The organism is Sporosarcina sp. FSL W7-1283 (genome assembly GCF_038003105.1).
GTDB classification, from domain to species: Bacteria; Bacillota; Bacilli; order Bacillales_A; family Planococcaceae; genus Sporosarcina; species Sporosarcina newyorkensis.
On sequence record NZ_JBBOOL010000001.1, the window covers coordinates 3,571,514 to 3,589,686 of the forward strand.

The 18,173-nt window shown below is 42.8% G+C and carries 19 protein-coding genes; all 19 read right to left on the reverse strand.

Going from position 1 to position 18,173, the window contains the following annotated elements; translation table 11 throughout:
* Positions 1-42: 42 nt before the first annotated feature.
* The 19 genes from MKY93_RS18695 to MKY93_RS18785 are packed head-to-tail and all read right to left on the reverse strand — an operon-like array spanning position 43 to position 18,173.
* Entirely contained in the window at positions 43-1,047 is a 1,005-nt protein-coding gene (locus MKY93_RS18695) for an ABC transporter substrate-binding protein (RefSeq protein ID WP_340760659.1), read from the reverse strand.
* Positions 1,044-1,847 carry an ABC transporter ATP-binding protein gene (locus MKY93_RS18700; RefSeq protein WP_078818330.1) on the reverse strand — a complete coding sequence of 268 codons (804 nt, stop codon included), beginning with the start codon at positions 1,845-1,847 and terminating at the stop codon, positions 1,044-1,046. The genes MKY93_RS18695 and MKY93_RS18700 overlap by 4 nt, the downstream gene beginning before the upstream one ends.
* A gap of 2 nt (positions 1,848-1,849) precedes the next feature.
* The gene (locus MKY93_RS18705; RefSeq protein ID WP_078818331.1) at positions 1,850-2,992 is read right to left on the reverse strand and encodes a FecCD family ABC transporter permease; all 1,143 of its coding nucleotides are present in this window, start codon (positions 2,990-2,992) and stop codon (positions 1,850-1,852) included.
* 47 nt (positions 2,993-3,039) lie between these two features.
* Complete coding sequence (locus MKY93_RS18710; RefSeq protein ID WP_221835334.1) at positions 3,040-4,236, reverse strand: CbiX/SirB N-terminal domain-containing protein; 1,197 nt, start codon at positions 4,234-4,236, stop codon at positions 3,040-3,042.
* Between the two features lie 29 nt (positions 4,237-4,265).
* A complete protein-coding gene (locus tag MKY93_RS18715; RefSeq protein ID WP_340760660.1) occupies positions 4,266-5,258 on the reverse strand; it encodes an ABC transporter substrate-binding protein in 993 nt (330 codons plus the stop codon).
* A complete protein-coding gene (locus MKY93_RS18720) occupies positions 5,255-6,040 on the reverse strand; it encodes an ABC transporter ATP-binding protein (RefSeq protein WP_221835330.1) in 786 nt (261 codons plus the stop codon). The genes MKY93_RS18715 and MKY93_RS18720 overlap by 4 nt, the downstream gene beginning before the upstream one ends.
* Positions 6,041-6,042: 2 nt before the next feature.
* Positions 6,043-7,083 (reverse strand): FecCD family ABC transporter permease, encoded by a 1,041-nt coding sequence (locus MKY93_RS18725; protein ID WP_078818335.1) that lies wholly within the window; start codon positions 7,081-7,083, stop codon positions 6,043-6,045.
* Positions 7,076-7,942 carry a class I SAM-dependent methyltransferase gene (locus tag MKY93_RS18730; protein ID WP_340760661.1) on the reverse strand — a complete coding sequence of 289 codons (867 nt, stop codon included), beginning with the start codon at positions 7,940-7,942 and terminating at the stop codon, positions 7,076-7,078. The genes MKY93_RS18725 and MKY93_RS18730 overlap by 8 nt, the downstream gene beginning before the upstream one ends.
* Positions 7,943-7,977: 35 nt before the next feature.
* A complete protein-coding gene (locus tag MKY93_RS18735) occupies positions 7,978-9,459 on the reverse strand; it encodes a cobyric acid synthase (RefSeq protein WP_340760662.1) in 1,482 nt (493 codons plus the stop codon).
* Positions 9,459-9,998, reverse strand: a complete 540-nt coding sequence (locus MKY93_RS18740; protein WP_078818338.1) for a cob(I)yrinic acid a,c-diamide adenosyltransferase — start codon at positions 9,996-9,998, stop codon at positions 9,459-9,461. The genes MKY93_RS18735 and MKY93_RS18740 overlap by 1 nt, the downstream gene beginning before the upstream one ends.
* A 13-nt stretch (positions 9,999-10,011) precedes the next feature.
* The gene (locus MKY93_RS18745) at positions 10,012-10,566 is read right to left on the reverse strand and encodes a nitroreductase family protein (protein ID WP_221835323.1); all 555 of its coding nucleotides are present in this window, start codon (positions 10,564-10,566) and stop codon (positions 10,012-10,014) included.
* Positions 10,560-11,321: a uroporphyrinogen-III C-methyltransferase gene (cobA, locus tag MKY93_RS18750; RefSeq protein ID WP_078818340.1), complete on the reverse strand. Its 762-nt coding sequence runs from the start codon at positions 11,319-11,321 to the stop codon at positions 10,560-10,562. The genes MKY93_RS18745 and cobA overlap by 7 nt, the downstream gene beginning before the upstream one ends.
* Positions 11,318-11,947 (reverse strand): precorrin-2 dehydrogenase/sirohydrochlorin ferrochelatase family protein, encoded by a 630-nt coding sequence (locus MKY93_RS18755; RefSeq protein ID WP_340760664.1) that lies wholly within the window; start codon positions 11,945-11,947, stop codon positions 11,318-11,320. Before MKY93_RS18755 ends, cobA begins: the two co-directional genes overlap by 4 nt.
* Positions 11,944-13,302, reverse strand: coding sequence for a cobyrinate a,c-diamide synthase (locus MKY93_RS18760; protein WP_078818342.1), 1,359 nt, complete (start codon positions 13,300-13,302; stop codon positions 11,944-11,946). The genes MKY93_RS18755 and MKY93_RS18760 overlap by 4 nt, the downstream gene beginning before the upstream one ends.
* Entirely contained in the window at positions 13,299-14,435 is a 1,137-nt protein-coding gene (locus tag MKY93_RS18765; RefSeq protein WP_078818343.1) for a cobalt-precorrin 5A hydrolase, read from the reverse strand. Before MKY93_RS18765 ends, MKY93_RS18760 begins: the two co-directional genes overlap by 4 nt.
* Positions 14,428-15,210 carry a precorrin-4 C(11)-methyltransferase gene (gene cobM, locus MKY93_RS18770; protein WP_040760191.1) on the reverse strand — a complete coding sequence of 261 codons (783 nt, stop codon included), beginning with the start codon at positions 15,208-15,210 and terminating at the stop codon, positions 14,428-14,430. The genes MKY93_RS18765 and cobM overlap by 8 nt, the downstream gene beginning before the upstream one ends.
* Entirely contained in the window at positions 15,207-15,911 is a 705-nt protein-coding gene (cobI, locus tag MKY93_RS18775) for a precorrin-2 C(20)-methyltransferase (RefSeq protein ID WP_078818344.1), read from the reverse strand. The genes cobM and cobI overlap by 4 nt, the downstream gene beginning before the upstream one ends.
* Positions 15,911-17,104 carry a precorrin-6y C5,15-methyltransferase (decarboxylating) subunit CbiE gene (cbiE, locus tag MKY93_RS18780; RefSeq protein WP_221835370.1) on the reverse strand — a complete coding sequence of 398 codons (1,194 nt, stop codon included), beginning with the start codon at positions 17,102-17,104 and terminating at the stop codon, positions 15,911-15,913. Before cbiE ends, cobI begins: the two co-directional genes overlap by 1 nt.
* Positions 17,079-18,173 carry a cobalt-precorrin-5B (C(1))-methyltransferase gene (locus MKY93_RS18785; protein ID WP_425516838.1) on the reverse strand — a complete coding sequence of 365 codons (1,095 nt, stop codon included), beginning with the start codon at positions 18,171-18,173 and terminating at the stop codon, positions 17,079-17,081. The genes cbiE and MKY93_RS18785 overlap by 26 nt, the downstream gene beginning before the upstream one ends.

Sequence of the window (18,173 nt, forward strand, 5' to 3'; positions counted from 1 at the left end):
TATATCTAGACTTTCCAGTTCTGCTACATCATCTTTAAAAGCTCATTCAAAGCGTTCTGGATAAAAACCTTTCGCCAATGTCTCTAGTCCACTTGGAATTCGAACCGACTGTTCTACATCGGCGTGCTCGATAGTGACATACCGCTTATTTTTGACTGCTGTAACGTCCTGAAGCGATGGATTATTAGAGATCGCATCCATCAACTGCTCAGGTGTCGTTCCGCAACAATAAGCTAACACAATCACCTCGGGATCACGCTCAATTACCTCTTCCCAACTAACTTCTGGCATCCATCCTGTTGACTCACTGAAAATATTTTCTCCGCCTGCTAAACCGACGACATGGGATCGTATCATATCTCCTCCAGTAGTGATAGCAGACCCGCTATCGCCGCCGCCCATATAGAAAACTCTCACAGGCTCTTCGTCACTTATTTTTTCTTGTATCCCCATTACATTCTCTTTTATTGACTGGATTAATTCATCTCCACGACTTTCAACGCCAAAAATACGGGATACTTCACTAATCTCCTTGTATACCATATTTTCCAAAGTTGCCGGTTTTCCAGCCGCCTCAGGTATATAGGACTTCACCCCACGTTTTTCAAGTTCAGCAGTCGTACCGATTACACTGTCAACAAAAAAGTCGTCTGATCCCATGACAAAATCAGGTTCCTTACTTAGTAACACTTCTTTTGAAGGATACATTTCAGATAAAAGCGGAACTTTCTTCACTTTCTCTTCCAATCCGGGTGCTGCTTTATCCCGTGGAAACGAGTAGCCTACAAGATACTCATCTAATCCGAGTGCCAGCATTAATTCAGCATTATCTTGCATCAACCCAACCGTTCGTTTTGGCGGTTCCGTAAACGTTACCTCCCGACCGAAATTATCTAGCGTTACAGGCTCGTAAGTTTCAGCGCTGTCTGCCTCATTTGTCTGATCATCAGAAGAACCATATTCTATTTTATTGTCCGATTGACCGCATGCAGATAGGATGGCTATCACCATCAGTACACTTAACAGTTTCGAATACTTTTTCATCATATGTACACCTCTTCATGTCTTTTAATAGCAGGAGCCGCGTCAGAAAGAAAGGTAATATGTGTCTTTCCGGTTATCGGATGCTGGATGATATGAGTATTTACCCGGAATATTTCTTGTAGTATTGTCTCCGTTAAAACTTCTTCTGGCTGACCTGCAACAGCCAGCTGTCCTTGATTCAACACATATATATGATCGCAATAGACCGAAGCGATATTTAGATCATGAAGAGCCGCTATGACCGTGATATTTAATTTCTTAACCAAGTCCATTAGCTGAAGTTGATGATGAATGTCCAAATGGTTCGTAGGTTCATCCAGTACCAAATATTTCGCTTGCTGGGCGAGAGCTCTCGCTACCATAACTCTTTGTTTTTCCCCGCCGGATAGCGTAGAAATCAGACGATCTCCATAGCTTTCCAGTCCTACTTTTTCAAGCGCCTCTTCTGCAATACGCATGTCTTCAACTGTGTCCGTTTCCATCATCTTCTTATGCGGAGCTCGTCCCATCAGCACGATTTCCATTACTGAAAACTCAAATGTATGCTGCGATTCCTGACTGACTACCGCCATTTTTTGAGCCGTTTTTTTTGCTGATATTTCGTACAGATTTTCACTATCCAATGTAATTTTTCCGCAATCCGGCTTGTTGATCCGGTAAATGCTTTTTAACAGCGTGGATTTTCCGCTTCCGTTCGGACCAATCAGTCCAACAAATTGCCCAGGCTTCACCCGCAAATGAATGTCGGAGATAATCTTCTTTTCCTGTATGCTGGCTGATATGCCTTCAACTGTTATACCCATCGTCAACGACCTCCGAATGAATAGGAACTTCTTCGTAATAACCAAATGAAAAATGGTCCACCGCACAATGCTGTCACCACTCCTATTGGCAGTTCTTCAGGAGCCACTACGAGCCTGGCTACAATATCTGCCCAGATCATAAAGACAGCACCGAATAACGCACTAATCGGCAGCACTCTTTTATGATCTGAACCTACGAGTAGGCGGATCATATGCGGGATCATCAATCCAACAAAGCCGATAGCTCCACTCACTGCAACAAGAACCCCAGTTAGAAGAGAAGTGACGACGATTAATAACTTTCGGAATGCGTCGACGTTAATGCCTAACGTTGCGGCTGTATCTTCTCCCATCAATATGAGGTTTAAAGTACGAGATTGGTACAGCAAAAATGCGAAAACCAACACTACGGCTGTTGCCGGTATAGGCAGAACTGTCCAATTTGCTCCCGCTAAGCTTCCCATCATCCAATACATCGCACTTCGAATACCTTCTTCTTCAGGCGCAGAAAGAACAATGACATTTGTGACAGCGCCTAGGATCATAGATATTGCAATCCCTGCAAGCAACAGGCGTATTGTCGAAATCTGACCACCTACCCGTGCGAATGTATAAACAAAAACAACGGATAAAAATGCTCCTAGAAAAGCAGCAATCGATAGGGCGTATTGACCAAAAAATTGCAACGCTCCAAACAAAATGACGAGTGTCGCACCAACGGAAGCTCCGGATGATACCCCAAGGATGTACGGATCTGCTAAGGAGTTTCTGACAAGCGCCTGAATTCCTACTCCTGCGATAGCCAAACCAGCACCTACTATTCCTCCCAATAAAGCACGAGGAAATCGCAATTCCCATATGATGTTTTGTTGGGCAGTCGACCAGTATGCTGTAACTCCATCCCCTATATAAGGTATATTGGACAACACGATTTTCCAAACCGTTACCATATCAATTGTCACAGGGCCAAGCATAACAGACAGCGTCAGTGACAAGAAAAGACCGAGAGGCAAGATGAACAACAAAATTTTAAAACGTCTTTGATGCTTGTTTTTTTCTTTTTCACTACTATCTATTTTTCTTACCGGTGGTGATTCTATTAATTCACCGTCCCCTTTTGTAGCAGCGAGATTCTTCACTCCCATTACCCCTTCCTACTAACAGGTGTATTGAAAAATTTCCGGTTAACTACTTAATGTTGATGCTCGTGCACATATCCATGCTCTTCCACGTATATACGGAAATTCTCTAAATCCTGCATTCCTGTCGAAGTACCGTCCAAAGCTTGATTCATCCGTTCCAGCAATACTGTCTGTAACTTCGGATGGTAGCCAAAATACTTGGCAATCTCAATTTCCGTTTGTGGATAATACTGCCTAAACTGTTCCGCGTTTCCTTTCATTCGTTCCATTAAGATCCCCGTGAATAAAAAGTACGGCAGCATAATTACTTTTTTTGCACCTAATTCTATACAACGCTCCATTCCTTCCTGCACTGTGGGCGTTGTAACCCCCATAAAAGCATTTTCAATGATTGGTACATTTACTTTCTTTTGTAACAATCCACTAATTTTATAAAAATCCTCTTTCGCATCCAAATCACTGCTACCTCGCCCAATAAAGAGGATAGCTGTATCCTCGTGCTTCTGACTAATATCAAAACCAACTTCAGTAAGTCGTGTCGTTAAGATTTCAATAACCTCATCATGAATACCGATCGTTTGACCATACGTGAACCGAATATCCGGAAACTGCTCTCTTGCATGTTCAATTTCAGCTGGAATATGCAATTTAGAGTGACCTGCATGCAATAATATGATCGGGATCACATGGACTTCACCTGCACCCTTTTCAATACACAGTTGAATTCCATCTTCGATATTCGGCGACGCAAATTCTAAAAAACATGTTTCTACAAGTAAGGATGAATCGATACGCTCTTTCATTTGTTCAACAAATTGGCGGACCTCTTCATTTCCTGCCTCCAACCTACTGCCATGCCCGACAAACAATACAGCTTTTTTCACCGTTCCTCTAGCTTTTCTGTATTTATTTATCCCTTTAAAACGAGATTCACCACGTTTTCGTTCGCCGTGCTCCATTGAATAAATGATCGACTCTTCCTTCACAGTTTCATGAACAATTGCCCGTGCCGTTTCTTCTTTTTGCACGGAATACCATGTTCCTTTTGGATAATCGATGACAACACATTTATCCTTGCAGCGTCCATTACAGCGGGTGCGCGATGTGTGGATATGTTCATCTAAACGATTGGTTCGGATCTCATCACGGATTTGTTGCGTGACCTCTTCAGCCCCGGCGCCCATACATGTATCGCCATTGCAAATGAGTACATGACGTTGCATCTGCGTTAAATTCCATGTTGTCATAAAATATGACCTCCCACTCTCTTAAGATTTTAATAAGCGTCTGGATAGAAACCTTTTGCCAAAATTTCAACTGCTTCTGCTACACGAACACCTTCGGAAGCTGCTGATAATGGCAACGTAACAAATTTCTCATTTTGTACGGCAGGTGTTTGACTTAGTGCTGGATCTGATTTAAGGAAATTAATTTTCTGTTCTACTGTAGTTGAACCATAATCAATTACAACGATCACTTCCGGCTGACGTTCTACCGCATCTTCCTTTGAAACCGTAGCCCAGTTTCCTTCAACATCACCAAAGACGTTATTTCCACCAGCCATTGCTACAAGTGTATTCATGAAGTTCTGCGTTGCTGTAGTCAAATCTGTTTCTCCGCTGTCAAATACCAAAACTTCCAAAGGATCTTTCACTTCTGGCAATTTAGCTGTAATCTCTTCAATGTCTTGATTCATTTGAGTAATTAGTTCTTCACCGCGATCTTCTATACGGAAAACCTTTGCGATATTACGAATGTCTGTATAGATATCTTCCAATGTTGGTGCCACTTTAGTAGAGGACATCTGTAAATAGCTATCAATACCTAACTCTTTTAATTCTTCACGCGTAGCAATACCCTTTTCATTGAATGCACTTGACCAACCACCATATAGAAAGTCTGCTTCTGCTTCGATCACTTGCTCTTTTGATGGATATTGTTCAGCTAATACCGGTACTTTCTCATATGCTTCCTGTAACGGTTCGTAAATTTTATCATCTAAGTAAGCGGTACCGACCATGGATTCTTCCAGACCAAGCGCTAGCATAATTTCTGTTACATGTTGGTTTAATGAAATCGCACTTTTTGGAGCTTCATCGTATTCGATGACAAAATCATCATTGTCGATTACAACCTTATCCGTCTGCTCTGTTTCTCCACTTTTTGCATCGTCTTTCTTTCCTTCTTTTCCTGTATCACTGCTTGAGCATGCTGCCAATAAAAGCAACGCTGTTAAAAACATTAGTACACCGATTAATTTCTTTTTCATTTGTCTTCACTTCTCCCAACGTTTTCTGCGTAAAAAAACAAATGCAATTTTTGTGTAAACGGGTTCTTTGAAATACCAGCTTGTACATGGAATACTTGTTTTATGGTTTCTTCTGTCAGTACCTGTTCGGGAGTTCCCTTCATATGGAGGTTCCCTTCATCCATTAAAAGCAATTCATCACAATAGCTAGCCGCTAAATTCAAGTCATGCAATGCTGCTATAATTGTAATGGGTAGCTCTTTCACCAAATCCATTAATTGAAGTTGGTGTTCAATATCAAGATGATTGGTGGGCTCATCTAGAATTAAGATGTTTGCCTGTTGCGCGAGTGCACGCGCGAGCATTACCCGTTTCTTCTCACCGCCGGATAACTGACCGAGCGTTCGGTCTTTTAAGTACAGCACGTCGGCAAGCTTCATGCTTTCTTCAACAATAGCAAAATCTTCTTTGCTGTCCTGTGCAAGCCATTGTTTATACGGCGTTCGCCCCATCATGACTAAATCCTTTACGGTAAAATCAAAGAGTACAGGGGTTTCTTGGCTCACAACCGCCATTTCTTGAGCGATCTTTTTTCGAGTCATCTGCTCCATGTCATTTTCATATAACATCACCTGTCCGCTTGATTGTTTCAAATAGCGGTAGATAATTTTTAACATCGTCGATTTCCCGCTGCCATTCGGACCAATAATCCCAATAAATTTGCCTTGATCCATTGAAAATGAAATGTCATGCAAAATCTGTTTTTCCGGCACAGAGAATGAAATATTTTTCACTTGCAACATCTTTATTCACCATCCCCAAAAGAGTATCGACGGCGTCTAAGCATCCAAATAAAGAAGGGTCCTCCACAAACAGCAGTAATGATTCCAATCGGCATTTCTTCAGGTGCTATCGCCATCCGTGCAACCATATCCGCCCAGACTAAGAAGACGGCACCCATTAATGCACTGATCGGCAGGACGAATTTATAATTTGAACCTACTATCATTCGCACAAGATGAGGAATAATCAATCCGACAAAACCAATACTTCCACTGCTGGCAACTACAACACCTGTTAGCAACGAGACAACCAGGATAATAAAAATTCGAAAACGGTCTAAGTTGATACCAAGTGTCGTAGCTAGTTCTTCACCAAGAAGCAACGCATTCAGTTGGCGATAATTCAATAAAAGCAACAGGAAAACCAAAAGGAACGTAAAAAACGGTATTCCGATCGTTGACCATTTTGCGCCTGCTAAACTGCCAAGCATCCAATGCATAACAGCTTGAATACCGCCTTGTTGTTTTGATGTCATAAGCATGAAGTTTGTAATAGCGGAAAACACCATCGATATCGCAATCCCTGCTAAAAGCAGGCGTATAACAGACGTTCGGCCGTTGACACGAGCCAATAAAAATACGATCACAACAGCGAGGATAGCCCCTAAAAAGGCAGCAAAAGATAACGCATAAGTCCCTAAAAAACTAAATGCGCCAAGTAAAATAACCATTGTTGCACCAACTGATGCTCCAGAAGATACCCCCAAAATATAAGGATCTGCAATAGGGTTCCTAACTAATGCTTGAATCGCCGCGCCACTGATTGCCAGGGCCGCGCCAACAATTGCAGCAAGTATAATTCGAGGTAAGCGGATTTCCCAAATGATAATGTTCTGTGCTTTTGAAGCCGTAGCTTCCACTGGTAAACCAATTTTTGAAAAAAGCACTTCCCAAATAATGCTTGGTGTTATACCAACGGAGCCCACCATCACTGCAAAAGTCATGGAAACAAGCAATCCCGCCAGCAACGCTCCAATTAATAATGTAAATCGTAACCTAGTCATGTGAATTCGAAGGTTCCCAACTAATTATTGCTGCATAGAACGGATGACGGTACACATATTGACCTTCCTCTAGTGTAATAAAAGGTTCAAGTGAGGCTTTCACATGTATCAATTCAAATTGAGGCGATAAGATTTTTTTACTTTGCGCCTCATATAGTTGTTCTAACGTATCGTAACGATAGGTGCGTTCCAGCTTAGTCATTTCACAATCAGCATAAATGCCTAATTGATACAGGATGTTAAGAATGGCAATGTAATCACGACGCGGATATTTAATTTCATAGCCATACTGCTCATCTAAAATGACATAATGCGGCTGAATTGGACCTGTCGTTAAGCCGATGATGGCGCGTTTTTGTGCAAGTGCGTCCATCTTTTTCAATGCTGCTTTCATTTCATACATACGGTAAAAGCAGTTCACTCCAACAACGACATCATGCGGTTCAATTTGCGCTTCTTCCCATTTACTATTAACAAACTGAACAGATGCATCGCTTTCGTAGTATTGTTTTAAATATGCAAGTACGCTTTCAGAACCATCGACAAGCGTGAAACTTTTAACGTCTTCATCTAGGTGGAATGTATAGTTGCCCCAACCCGGTCCAATTTCAATGCAACTGGCGCCTTGTGGAATATGCGGCTTCATTTTTTCATAGATTTTCTTCGCGTAGTCATCTGTTTGCTTATATGTTTTTTTCTTCATGGACTGTGCCCAAAAAGCTTCTTCCAGTTCGTCATCCACCATGCGCTCTGGCATCTTGCCATGCCAATCCAGCATGCCTTCTTTCCAGAACTTTTCGAAATCGATTTGTAAAGGAGACTTCCCCAACTCAAGCTTCGTTCCCGACTCATTCTTCATTGAACCTTCTCCTCAATGCTTCTGTAATCCTGTTGTTACGTTGATTCATCTAGTAATTCATAAACTTTTTCCATATTCAAATGCTTGCGCACATGATGATCCAACATTTCATACGCTTGCTCCCGTCGCTCATAATCAGAAAGTATTTCACCAGAGACTTCTTCTAAGCCTTTTTCCACCCGTATTTGATTGAAATAGTTACGTGTGAACATGCGATTTTGAAAAACTCCGTGTAAATACGTGCCCATCACTTGGTCTGTATAGACGCCATCTTGCCTTCCATTGTCCAGGCAAATGAAGCTTTGTATCGGTCGAGTTGGTGTACTGCGCCCCAAATGAAGCTCAAAGCCTGTCATCTCCTGACCCGCATAGTTTGTACCCTTGACAACTGTTGTTTGTTTTTCATCAACTAACACAGTTTCAATTGGTAACAAGCCTAGCGTGACATACGTCTTAGTCTCATCCTCAATTGCTTGGTTGTCTAAAACCGTTTCGCCAAGCATTTGATAACCTCCGCAAATACCGATAATCTTTTTTCCTTTTCGGGAAAGCTGTATAATCGCTTGGGCCAAGCCCGTTTCTTGCAACCATACATAATCACTAACTGTATTCTTCGTCCCAGGTAATATGATGACATCAGGATTTTTTAAATCTTTTAAAGTAGAAACAAAACGCACACCTACATCAGGCTCTTCAAACAATGGGTCGAGGTCCGTGAAATTGGAGATTAGAGGAAGTCTAATGACCGCCACATCAATTTCAAACTCTTGATGTTGAGGTTTTTTTAAACGTAAACTTGAAAGAGCCATCGAGTCTTCCGCTTCTATTTGCACATCGAAATATGGAATGACACCAAGTACTTGAATCCCTGTATACTCCTCAAGCCAATCGATGCCGTTTTCGAGTAACTCTTTCATGCCGCGGAACTTATTAATAATGATCCCTTTAACACGTGCACGTTCTTCGTCATCCAATAACATTAAAGTACCGACAAGTGATGCAAATACTCCACCACGTTCAATGTCTGCTACTAAAATAACGGCTGCATCCGTTTCATGTGCCATGCGCATATTGGCGATGTCCCGGCTCTTTAAATTAATTTCGGCCGGGCTTCCAGCGCCTTCCAGTACAAGTACATCATATTCCGCCTCTAAGCGTCGCAACGACTTTCGTACCTCAGGCATCACTTGTTCAACAAAATTTTCGCGATACGACACCGCATCCATGTCGGCAAATGGTTTACCATGTAAAATTACTTCCGACACCATATTGCCTGTCGGTTTCAGTAAAATAGGATTCATGTCAGTCGTGGCATCAATCTTTGCAGCCTCTGCTTGGACACCCTGTGCTCGACCGATTTCTCCGCCGTCTTTCGTGATGTAGGAATTGAGTGCCATATTTTGTGATTTAAATGGTGCGATCCGATATCCGTCGTTCACTAGGATACGGCAGAGAGCAGTACATAAAACACTTTTTCCTACATCTGAAGCAGTCCCTTGAATCATGATCGCTTTCATTAAAATTCAAGACCTTTCATCGCCTGGACATCTTGCTCCGTATAATAATGCTTAGTTGCATCGATTGTTGATACTAAATCGGCTAATGCGAGGAGGGATGGATGTGCAGAGCGACCTGTAATGACTAAGTGCATAGTTTTCGGTCGGTTCTCTATTGCTTCTAGCACTTCAGCTAGAGGTAATACATCGTTCACTGGAAAACGTGTGATGGCTAATGCATTATTCAACTCATCCAGCACCAATACATCTGTCGTTTCGTCTTGGAGCTCTTTTTTTACGGTTTGCCAAGCTTTTGCAAGTGCTTCGCGATGCTCTTCCGGTGTTTTTGTCCATGTGAATCCGATGCCTAATTGCACGGTTTCAACACCAAGTTTCCGCAAAGCAATTTGTTCACCATATGTACGTTCGGGTGATTTAATAAATTGAAAATACTTCACCTTCATACCGCGACCAATTGCACGCAAAGTGACTCCAAGTGAAGCAGTAGTTTTTCCTTTGCCCTCACCTGTATATACTAACAACATTCCTTGTCGTGCCATTTTCAATTCCCCCTTATAGCCAAGTTGTTTTCTCAGCAAATGGTGTACGTTTTTTCGCAGTGATGATTTCTTCTGCCGGGTACCCTATGCAAAGCGTCCCTATTAATTGCTCTTTATCCGATGCACCGATAAACGTATGCAATGCGGTATCATGCACAAGACCAACGCCACGTGTGCGCCATACCATACCTAAACCTAGCTGTTCCGCCATTAACCACATCGACATGATAGCACCACTGACTGCAAAGGTATTATCTTTTGTCGCGCCTTCATCTCCATCCACAATGGCCGAAGTTACTACGATGATAAGCGGCGTTTTGGTGATCGCTTCCATTGAACTTTCCACTAAGTGTGGTTTTGTCGGAAAGCGTTTTTGTAAATAATCAAGTGCTACTTGTTCATAACGTTTTAAGCTGTCGCCTTGCAATACATAAAAATGCCATGGCTCCCGCAGTCGATCATTTGGTGCATACGTAGCTGCTTCTAGTAATGTCTCGATTTTCTCTCGTTCTACTTCACGTGTTTTAAATTGGCGAATCGCACGGCGTTTCTTTAATGCTTCTAACATTGGTTACGCTCCTTTTCTTCAAACCAGGAAATTTCTTCACGAACATTCACTACATCCCCAACTAAAATCATCGATGGATTCGAAATCTGATGTGCTTGGATTTCTTGTGCAATCGTCGCGAGATTACCTGTGATTGTACGTTGGTTTTCAGTGGTTCCCCATTCAATAACTGCCACAGGGGTTGTTTCACTTTTACCGTTTTTAATTAAGCTTTTTGTAATATGATCAATGTTACCTACACTCATATAAAATGCCACCGTATCAATTTGAGCAAGTGCTGACCAATTTAAAAAGTCTTGCCCTTTTTCAGCACGGCCATGACCAGGAACAATCGCAAAGCTTGCCGCATAGTCACGATGGGTAACCGGGATCCCCGCATAGGCAGGTGCAGCAATTCCTGCCGAAATGCCAGGAACGATTTCGAATGGTATATTAGCTTGTCGTAACACTGCAGCTTCCTCCGCACCTCTCCCAAAAACAAATGGATCGCCGCCTTTTAGACGAAGCACCTGCTTGCCTAAACTTGCCTGTTCTACTAACGCCCGATGAATTTCATCTTGAATCATTCCATGCTTGCCTGGCTCTTTACCACAATAAATCAGCTCAGCATCCGCTTTCGCATGTTGTAATAATTCAATATTCACTAGACGGTCATATAAAATCACGTCTGCTTGTTGAATGCACTCTAATCCTCTAATTGTCAATAATTTCGGGTCACCAGGACCAGCCCCTACAATATATACAGATCCGCTCACTGTTGTTCTCCTATCCGTTGTTGTAGCCACTCTTCACATTTTTGGTTTTCACCTTGCTCCATCCACTGCAAAAACTTTGGATCTAGTAGTTCAGCCAGTACTTGTTTTTTCTCGTCTCCGCTAAACACTTGTAAGATCTGCTGACGAGCCTCTCTTAAAAAAGACACATACGTTGCGTAGTGGCCTCCGAATTGTTCTGCCAAATCCGTCTTTACTTTACGTGTTAGACCTGGACTGGCCCCAGACGTTGATACGGTCACGACAAATTCTCCACGCCGCACGACTGCCGGGTTGATGAAATCTACACGTCCTTTTGCATCCGCCCGGCTGAGTAATTGCCAATGCTGTGTCGCTTCTTCGACTGCATTGTTTACTTCTTCGTCATTTGTAACGGCAAAAACCAATGTCGCATCATCCAAATCAGCTGATTCAAATGCTTTTTCTTTCCATGTCACAAACCCTTCACTAACATACTGTTGAACCGTCTCTGTCACCGATGGGCTAACTACGGTTATCATTGCTTTTGTTGGAAGTAAGGCTTCTATTTTTTGACGTGCTACATGTCCGCCTCCAACAATGACAACCTTTTTATAATCCACATTCATTAACAGCGGAAAATAGTTCATTGCTCTCCCTCCAAACATGCTTTCAGCCAATTTTCCACAAGTTGTGGATTTGAAGCAAAATGAAAATGTGTAAAGCCTGCTACAAGATTTTTATGTAAATAGCCTTCTTGCTGAGCGCGAAAACGACCTTTACTAAAATAAGCAGGCGTAGTATGCTCTCCCTCGTATTTCGAGTAGTGGAACTCATGCCCTTTCGCCTGCTCTTCTTCACCAATCAGGAAATTCCCTGAAACACCTGTAATTTCCCTATAACCAAGTGCCGCTCGCTTATCTTGCATACGTACACGTCCTGGAATCACTCCAAGCATGGGAAACGCATTTGCCTGGCGATCCACTATTTCTTCTGTTAAGTATATATATCCGCCACATTCGGCTAGAGTCGGCAGTCCACGATTGATTGCGTTTCTTATGGATTCTTTCGCTTGCTCGTTTGCTGACAGTTGCTCTGCAAACTCTTCCGGGAAGCCACCGCCGATATACAACCCTTGCGCTTCATTTGGAACTTCTTCATTTTGTAATGGTGAAAAGAAATGAAGCTTTGCACCATGCGCACGCAATAACTCTAAATTCTCTTCATAATAGAAGTTAAAAGCTGCATCTTTAGCTACTGCAATATGAACCTCTTCTTTTTCAGGTTGAATATCAAAAATCGATGAAGACACTTCTATTCGTTGTGCTTTGGTAATTTCCATCAGTTGATCAATGTCGACAGTTTCCTCAATAGCTGTTGCCAGGCTATCAAAATAGGAATCCAGATCTCCACGTTCAATAGCCGGTACTAAACCTAAATGACGGCTCGGCATAGCTGGAACCGCATCCTTCGGCAAATAGCCGATGACAGGAATTCCACACTCTTTTTCAATCGCTGTTTTGACAATATCAAAATGACTCTTGCTACCTAATTGATTCGCAATTACGCCAACAATATTGGAGCTTTCATCCAACAGTTGGAATCCTTTAACGATCGCTGCCACACTTCTTGCCATACTTGCCGCATTAACGATTAAAATGACAGGACTTTTTGTAATCTCACTTATATCGGCAGCCGATCCTTCATTTGATAATGGGGATTTGCCATCGTAAAAGCCCATCACGCCTTCGATGATCGCTACATCCGCGCCTTGACTCGCTCTTGCGACAATGGCACGAATAACTTCATGTTCCATCATGAAACTATCAATATTTCGAGAGGGGCGTTTGGTGACAGCTGTATGGTACGTCGGGTCAATATAATCGGGACCGCATTTAAAACCTTGTACAGTTAAACCGCGCTTCATCAATGCACGCATAATGCCAATCGTGAATGTCGTTTTTCCTACACCGCTTCCTGTACCGGCCAACACAAATCGATTCATTGTCCTCGCTCCTCAAAATTAACGCGCGCAATGGAGACCGTCACATTGCCACTTTTCTTTTTCTCCAATACCAATTCTTCTGTATTTGCATAGCGTAATGCTGCCGGCTCACTCACACCATACGAACCTGTATACTTAAATACCGTTTCTGATGGATTACGGAGCGGCATTTCATTGAGCTGTTCAGGCGTGTACGTAATAAAAGGCCAATTGTGTTTGGCAGTGAGTGCAAGCAAGCCTTCTTCATCTTTCTTTAAATCGATGGTCGCTACTGCTTTAACGCTTTTCTTACTCAAACGCAACTCAGCTAAGGTTTCGTCTATGACTTGCTCGATCTCTTCGAGTGCCGTCCCGCGATTACAGCCAATACCGAGTACGATGGATTTCGGGCGGTAGATCACTCCATTTTCAAGCAGTACTTCTTCGTCGGAATCGATCAAACGGTCTGTTATAAGTAAAGTTGCATGTGGCTTCGCTTGAATTACTTCTGCTGTCGATGAATAGATTTTCAAGTTCTCTGGCATAGAACGATCATGCATCCACCAATCTTTTTCTCCCGTTTCCTGTACAATTGCGACATGCTCTTCATTGACTACTGATGCACTGACAGGCAGCAATTTTTCTTCACTATCCCACATCCATCCAAACTGAGCACCGAATAAATCGACAGGAATGGTCTTTTGCACATCGGAAGCCGTCGTCACAACAGGTGTTGCACCGATCGCTTTTGCAAATTCATACGTCAACGCATTGGCGCCACCAATATGTCCTGATAACACGCTTATTACATATTGACCAAGATCGTCGACAACCAATACAGCAGGGTCTGTCATTTTATCCACCATGATAGGAGCAATCATTCGTACGACCGCGCCAAGTGAAATTACACAAATAACTCCTTTATATTGCTGGAACAAAGCAGGCAATAATAAGCGTACCGTACCGTCAAATAGTTGAATTTGGCGTGCTTCTTCATCACCTCTTGCAAACTTCTTCATATAATAAAGATCTGCATATGGGAATTTTTCCGTATAGCTTCTTGCATTGGCAACCCCGTGTTTCGTAATGGCGACGAGAGCATACGGTTTACGTTTGTCAACTTCAGGAATTTCGCCTTCACGTAAATTAATCATCCGCCTTCACGCCTTTTCGGAAACCATGGGTAAATGTTTTGTCATACAGCTTGGAGCGATAGTCTTTTTCATGGATATTCGGATCCAATGCCCAGCCTGCCAAAATCATCGCATGCTTACGAATACCATTGACACGCATCGCTTCATCTAATTCAATCAATGTTGTCTGAACAATTTTTTCATCCGGCCATGTAGCACGCTGCACGACCGCTACTGGCGTATCATCTGCCCAGCCTGCCGCTTGCAATTCTTTTACTATTTTCTTTGTTAAAGTGGCACTTAAAAACATAGCGATTGTGCAATGATGACTTGCGAGCTCCTTCAATTTTTCGCGTTCAGGTACAGGCGTCCGCCCTTCCGCTCTAGTTAAAATAAGTGTTTGTGTTAAATCAGGAACCGTGAGCTCTGCACCGACTGCCGCAGCAGCTGCAAAAACGGAACTGACACCCGGCACGACTTCATAACCGATATCATGTTGCTTCAGTAACGCCACTTGTTCCATTGTTGCGCCATACATCGCCGGATCGCCTGTATGTAAACGTACAACCGTTTTACCTGCATTGACACGTTCAACAATGCAATCTACCATTTCCTGCAAATGCATCCCTGCCGTACGGATAACTTCTGCTGATTCCTTCGCTTCCTCCACTAACGTTTCGCTTACGAGTGAATCGGTGTACATGACGACATCCGCTTGTTGTAATAACTTCAAACCTTTTACTGTAATTAGATCGGGATCCCCTGGACCTGCACCGATAATCCAAATCTTTTTCATTTGCGCACCACCATACATGATAAGTAATTTAAATCCGCGCCTCGAAGTTCATCCGTATTCCAAATCACTTCTTCGTCAGAAGTAACTTTTGTGACGACATGCGTTTTCTCCAATAAGTTCAGTTCTTCCAATAAATCCAACATTTCATCTATCACTTTGGCTACTTTAATAAAGACGATGGCATCGTGACTTTCAATGACTTGACGCATCTGTTCCATATCGTCTGTCGCTGGAATCATAGCGACATGGTCATCCCCTTCAGCTAGCGGAATCCCTAAACGATTGGCAGAACCATTAAATGATGAAATACCGGCCACCGTTTCAATTGGTACTTCTGGATGCTTCGTTTTCATTAAGCCTAAAAGATGAATGAATGTACTGAACAGCATCGGATCGCCTTCGGTCACAAACGCCACATCCTTCCCTTGGACTAAATAGCCATAAATCTCTTCTGCCGCTTTTTCCCAAGCTTCACGCAAGATTGCTTCGTCTTTGGTCATAGGGAATACCAAACCGAGCATTTCTTTTTCAGCTGGGTTGATATACACATCCACAATACGATGGGCATACGATTTACTACCTCTTAATTTTTTCGGATACGCAATGACCGGGCATTCTTGTAATTTACGAAATGCCTTTACAGTAATTAATTCAGGATCCCCCGGGCCAACGCCTAGTCCATATAATTTTCCTATTGTCATTATTCTTGTCCTTTCTGTGCTGTCACTATGTAGATAGGGTTTAACGGTTCAAAACGCGTTAAATGTAAAATTGGTTTACTCTTTGAAAGTTGTGCCTGCAATATGGATACTTCACAGCCCAACGCTTTTAAATGGTTCATTGCTTCAGCTAAATTTTCTATCGTAGCGATATTCATGACAAGTCGGCCATTTGGCTGTAAGCGTGAAATACAGGTTTGCAGTAAATGCTCCATATTCCCACCGTTACCGCCAATAAAAATAGCATGGGGGTCCGGGAACTCTTCAAGACGATCAGGAGCTTTTCCTAACACGGCAACAAAGTCTGTCCGATGTTTCAATTGATTTTCCAAGCAATTTTCAAGGTCTCCCTCATTTTTTTCAATGGCATATACTGCCCCTTCACGCGCTATCTTGGAAGCTTCAATCGCAACCGATCCCGTGCAAGTTCCAATGTCCCAGACTGTACTGCTCTCTTTCAGTCTCAGTTCCTGCAGGCAAAGCGTGCGGATTTCCCGTTTGGTAATCAAGCCTTTATCCGGTTTCCGCTGCAAAAATGCATCATCAGGAATGCCAATCGAGGCACGCTCTACTGCATGGTGCTGCTTTAATATGACAACATTTAAAGAAGAGAAAGAAGTCTGCTCCATTTCGTCCAATGAAAGGAAGCGGCAACGTTCATTTTCACCTTCCAAGTTCTCAGCAACAAAGGCATCATATTCCGTCATGTTGAAACGCTTTAAATACGTTGCAATCGCTTGAGGTGAATTCGTTTCATCTGTTAACACAGCTATTTTTTTACGCCCGTCTATTTTCTGCGCAAAGCCTTTTATAGAACGACCGTGTAAGCTGACAATGTATGCATCTTGCCAACTCTCCTGCATTCTTGAAAAAGCCTGCTGGACCGAGCTGGTATATGGATAGATCTCAAGTGGTAGCTTTTTCGCAAGCACTCCTCCCAGTCCATAAAACAACGGATCGCCAGACACTAAAATTACGACATTGCGTGTTTCCTCTTGTAATTCCGCTGTTAATGCAGACAAACCACCCTTGATTACTTTCTTCTCTTTTTCGAATGAAGGGAAGAATTGAAGATGGCGTTCTCCACCTACAAGAACATCACATTCATTGATCCACTCTATATATTGAGGAAGCAATCCTGCCGCGCCATTATCCCCTATACCAATCATTTTCATCCAATTTGTCAATATTCTCAGCCTTTCCTAAACAGTCTCCGTTCATGGCATATAACGACGTCGACACTTCAATTTCGGCATTCATATGATTTAGTGCATAGTAACAACAGTTTTTACTAAGCGCTTCAAAGAATGCATCGTTTCCTTGAAGTATCTCACCGACTTGTGAAGCTGTATTCGCTTCTAAAATTTCTTTTTGTACAGCTTCATCAACACCTACTCGATTTGCCATTTCCGCTAAAAACTCGAAGCTTATAGGTGCACTTTTTGAGTGAACCATCATTACGCCACGTGCCAGTTTTGAAAACTTCCCCATCATCCCGACCATAGAAACTTTAGGAATCTGCTTGCGTGCGATGTGTTTAAGCGTAAAACCGATAAAATCGCCCATCTCTATAAACGCCTCTTCTGGTAGGTCTGGATATTGCTTCAAAGCAAACTTTTCACTGCGCCCACCGGTTGTGATCACTAAGTGATCACAACCGGCTTCTTTGGCTACACTGATCGCTTGCTCAATACTTGCCATGTAAGCAGAGCTTGAAAATGGCACCACTGTTCCACGGGTTCCTAAAATCGAAATTCCCCCGATGATGCCCAGTCGTCCATTTAACGTTTTTTTAGCGATTTCTTCCCCATCCGGAACGGAAATCACTACGTCGATGCCTTGTTTTAATTGATACTCTTCATACCCTTCTTGCGCCACACCCATTATCATTTTATACGGCACCGGGTTAATGGCTGCTCGACCAACCGGGACGGGAAGCCCCGCTTTTGTTACTCGACCTACCCCAACCCCGCCATCCAAATGAATGCCTTCTTTTTTTGAATAGTAAACGGTGCTCTGGATACGCGCTTTGTGTGTGGCATCCGGGTCATCCCCAGCATCTTTGATCGTCTCACACATTACTCCGTCCTCTAATACTTCAAATGACGATACTTTGAATGTGGCGTATCGGCCAACCGGTAGATAAATGGTGACTTCTTCCGGCACTTTTCCCGTCACCAAACCTTGCAATGCCGCTTTTGTCATCGCCGTTGCACAAGAACCTGTTGTATAGCCATGACGCAT

Excerpts from the sequence above, each read along its gene's own strand:
- MKY93_RS18695 (WP_340760659.1), bottom strand. The coding sequence starts at position 1,047 with ATGATGAAAAAGTATTCGAAACTGTTAAGTGTACTGATGGTGATAGCC.
- MKY93_RS18700 (WP_078818330.1), bottom strand. The coding sequence starts at position 1,847 with ATGGGTATAACAGTTGAAGGCATATCAGCCAGCATACAGGAAAAGAAG.
- MKY93_RS18705 (WP_078818331.1), bottom strand. The coding sequence starts at position 2,992 with ATGGGAGTGAAGAATCTCGCTGCTACAAAAGGGGACGGTGAATTAATA.
- MKY93_RS18710 (WP_221835334.1), bottom strand. The coding sequence starts at position 4,236 with ATGACAACATGGAATTTAACGCAGATGCAACGTCATGTACTCATTTGC.
- MKY93_RS18715 (WP_340760660.1), bottom strand. The coding sequence starts at position 5,258 with ATGAAAAAGAAATTAATCGGTGTACTAATGTTTTTAACAGCGTTGCTT.
- MKY93_RS18720 (WP_221835330.1), bottom strand. The coding sequence starts at position 6,040 with ATGTTGCAAGTGAAAAATATTTCATTCTCTGTGCCGGAAAAACAGATT.
- MKY93_RS18725 (WP_078818335.1), bottom strand. The coding sequence starts at position 7,083 with ATGACTAGGTTACGATTTACATTATTAATTGGAGCGTTGCTGGCGGGA.
- MKY93_RS18730 (WP_340760661.1), bottom strand. The coding sequence starts at position 7,942 with ATGAAGAATGAGTCGGGAACGAAGCTTGAGTTGGGGAAGTCTCCTTTA.
- MKY93_RS18735 (WP_340760662.1), bottom strand. The coding sequence starts at position 9,459 with ATGAAAGCGATCATGATTCAAGGGACTGCTTCAGATGTAGGAAAAAGT.
- MKY93_RS18740 (WP_078818338.1), bottom strand. The coding sequence starts at position 9,998 with ATGGCACGACAAGGAATGTTGTTAGTATATACAGGTGAGGGCAAAGGA.
- MKY93_RS18745 (WP_221835323.1), bottom strand. The coding sequence starts at position 10,566 with ATGTTAGAAGCATTAAAGAAACGCCGTGCGATTCGCCAATTTAAAACA.
- MKY93_RS18755 (WP_340760664.1), bottom strand. The coding sequence starts at position 11,947 with ATGAACTATTTTCCGCTGTTAATGAATGTGGATTATAAAAAGGTTGTC.
- MKY93_RS18760 (WP_078818342.1), bottom strand. The coding sequence starts at position 13,302 with ATGAATCGATTTGTGTTGGCCGGTACAGGAAGCGGTGTAGGAAAAACG.
- MKY93_RS18765 (WP_078818343.1), bottom strand. The coding sequence starts at position 14,435 with ATGATTAATTTACGTGAAGGCGAAATTCCTGAAGTTGACAAACGTAAA.
- cobM (WP_040760191.1), bottom strand. The coding sequence starts at position 15,210 with ATGAAAAAGATTTGGATTATCGGTGCAGGTCCAGGGGATCCCGATCTA.
- cobI (WP_078818344.1), bottom strand. The coding sequence starts at position 15,911 with ATGACAATAGGAAAATTATATGGACTAGGCGTTGGCCCGGGGGATCCT.
- cbiE (WP_221835370.1), bottom strand. The coding sequence starts at position 17,104 with ATGAAAATGATTGGTATAGGGGATAATGGCGCGGCAGGATTGCTTCCT.
- MKY93_RS18785 (WP_425516838.1), bottom strand. The coding sequence starts at position 18,173 with ATGCGTCATGGCTATACAACAGGTTCTTGTGCAACGGCGATGACAAAA.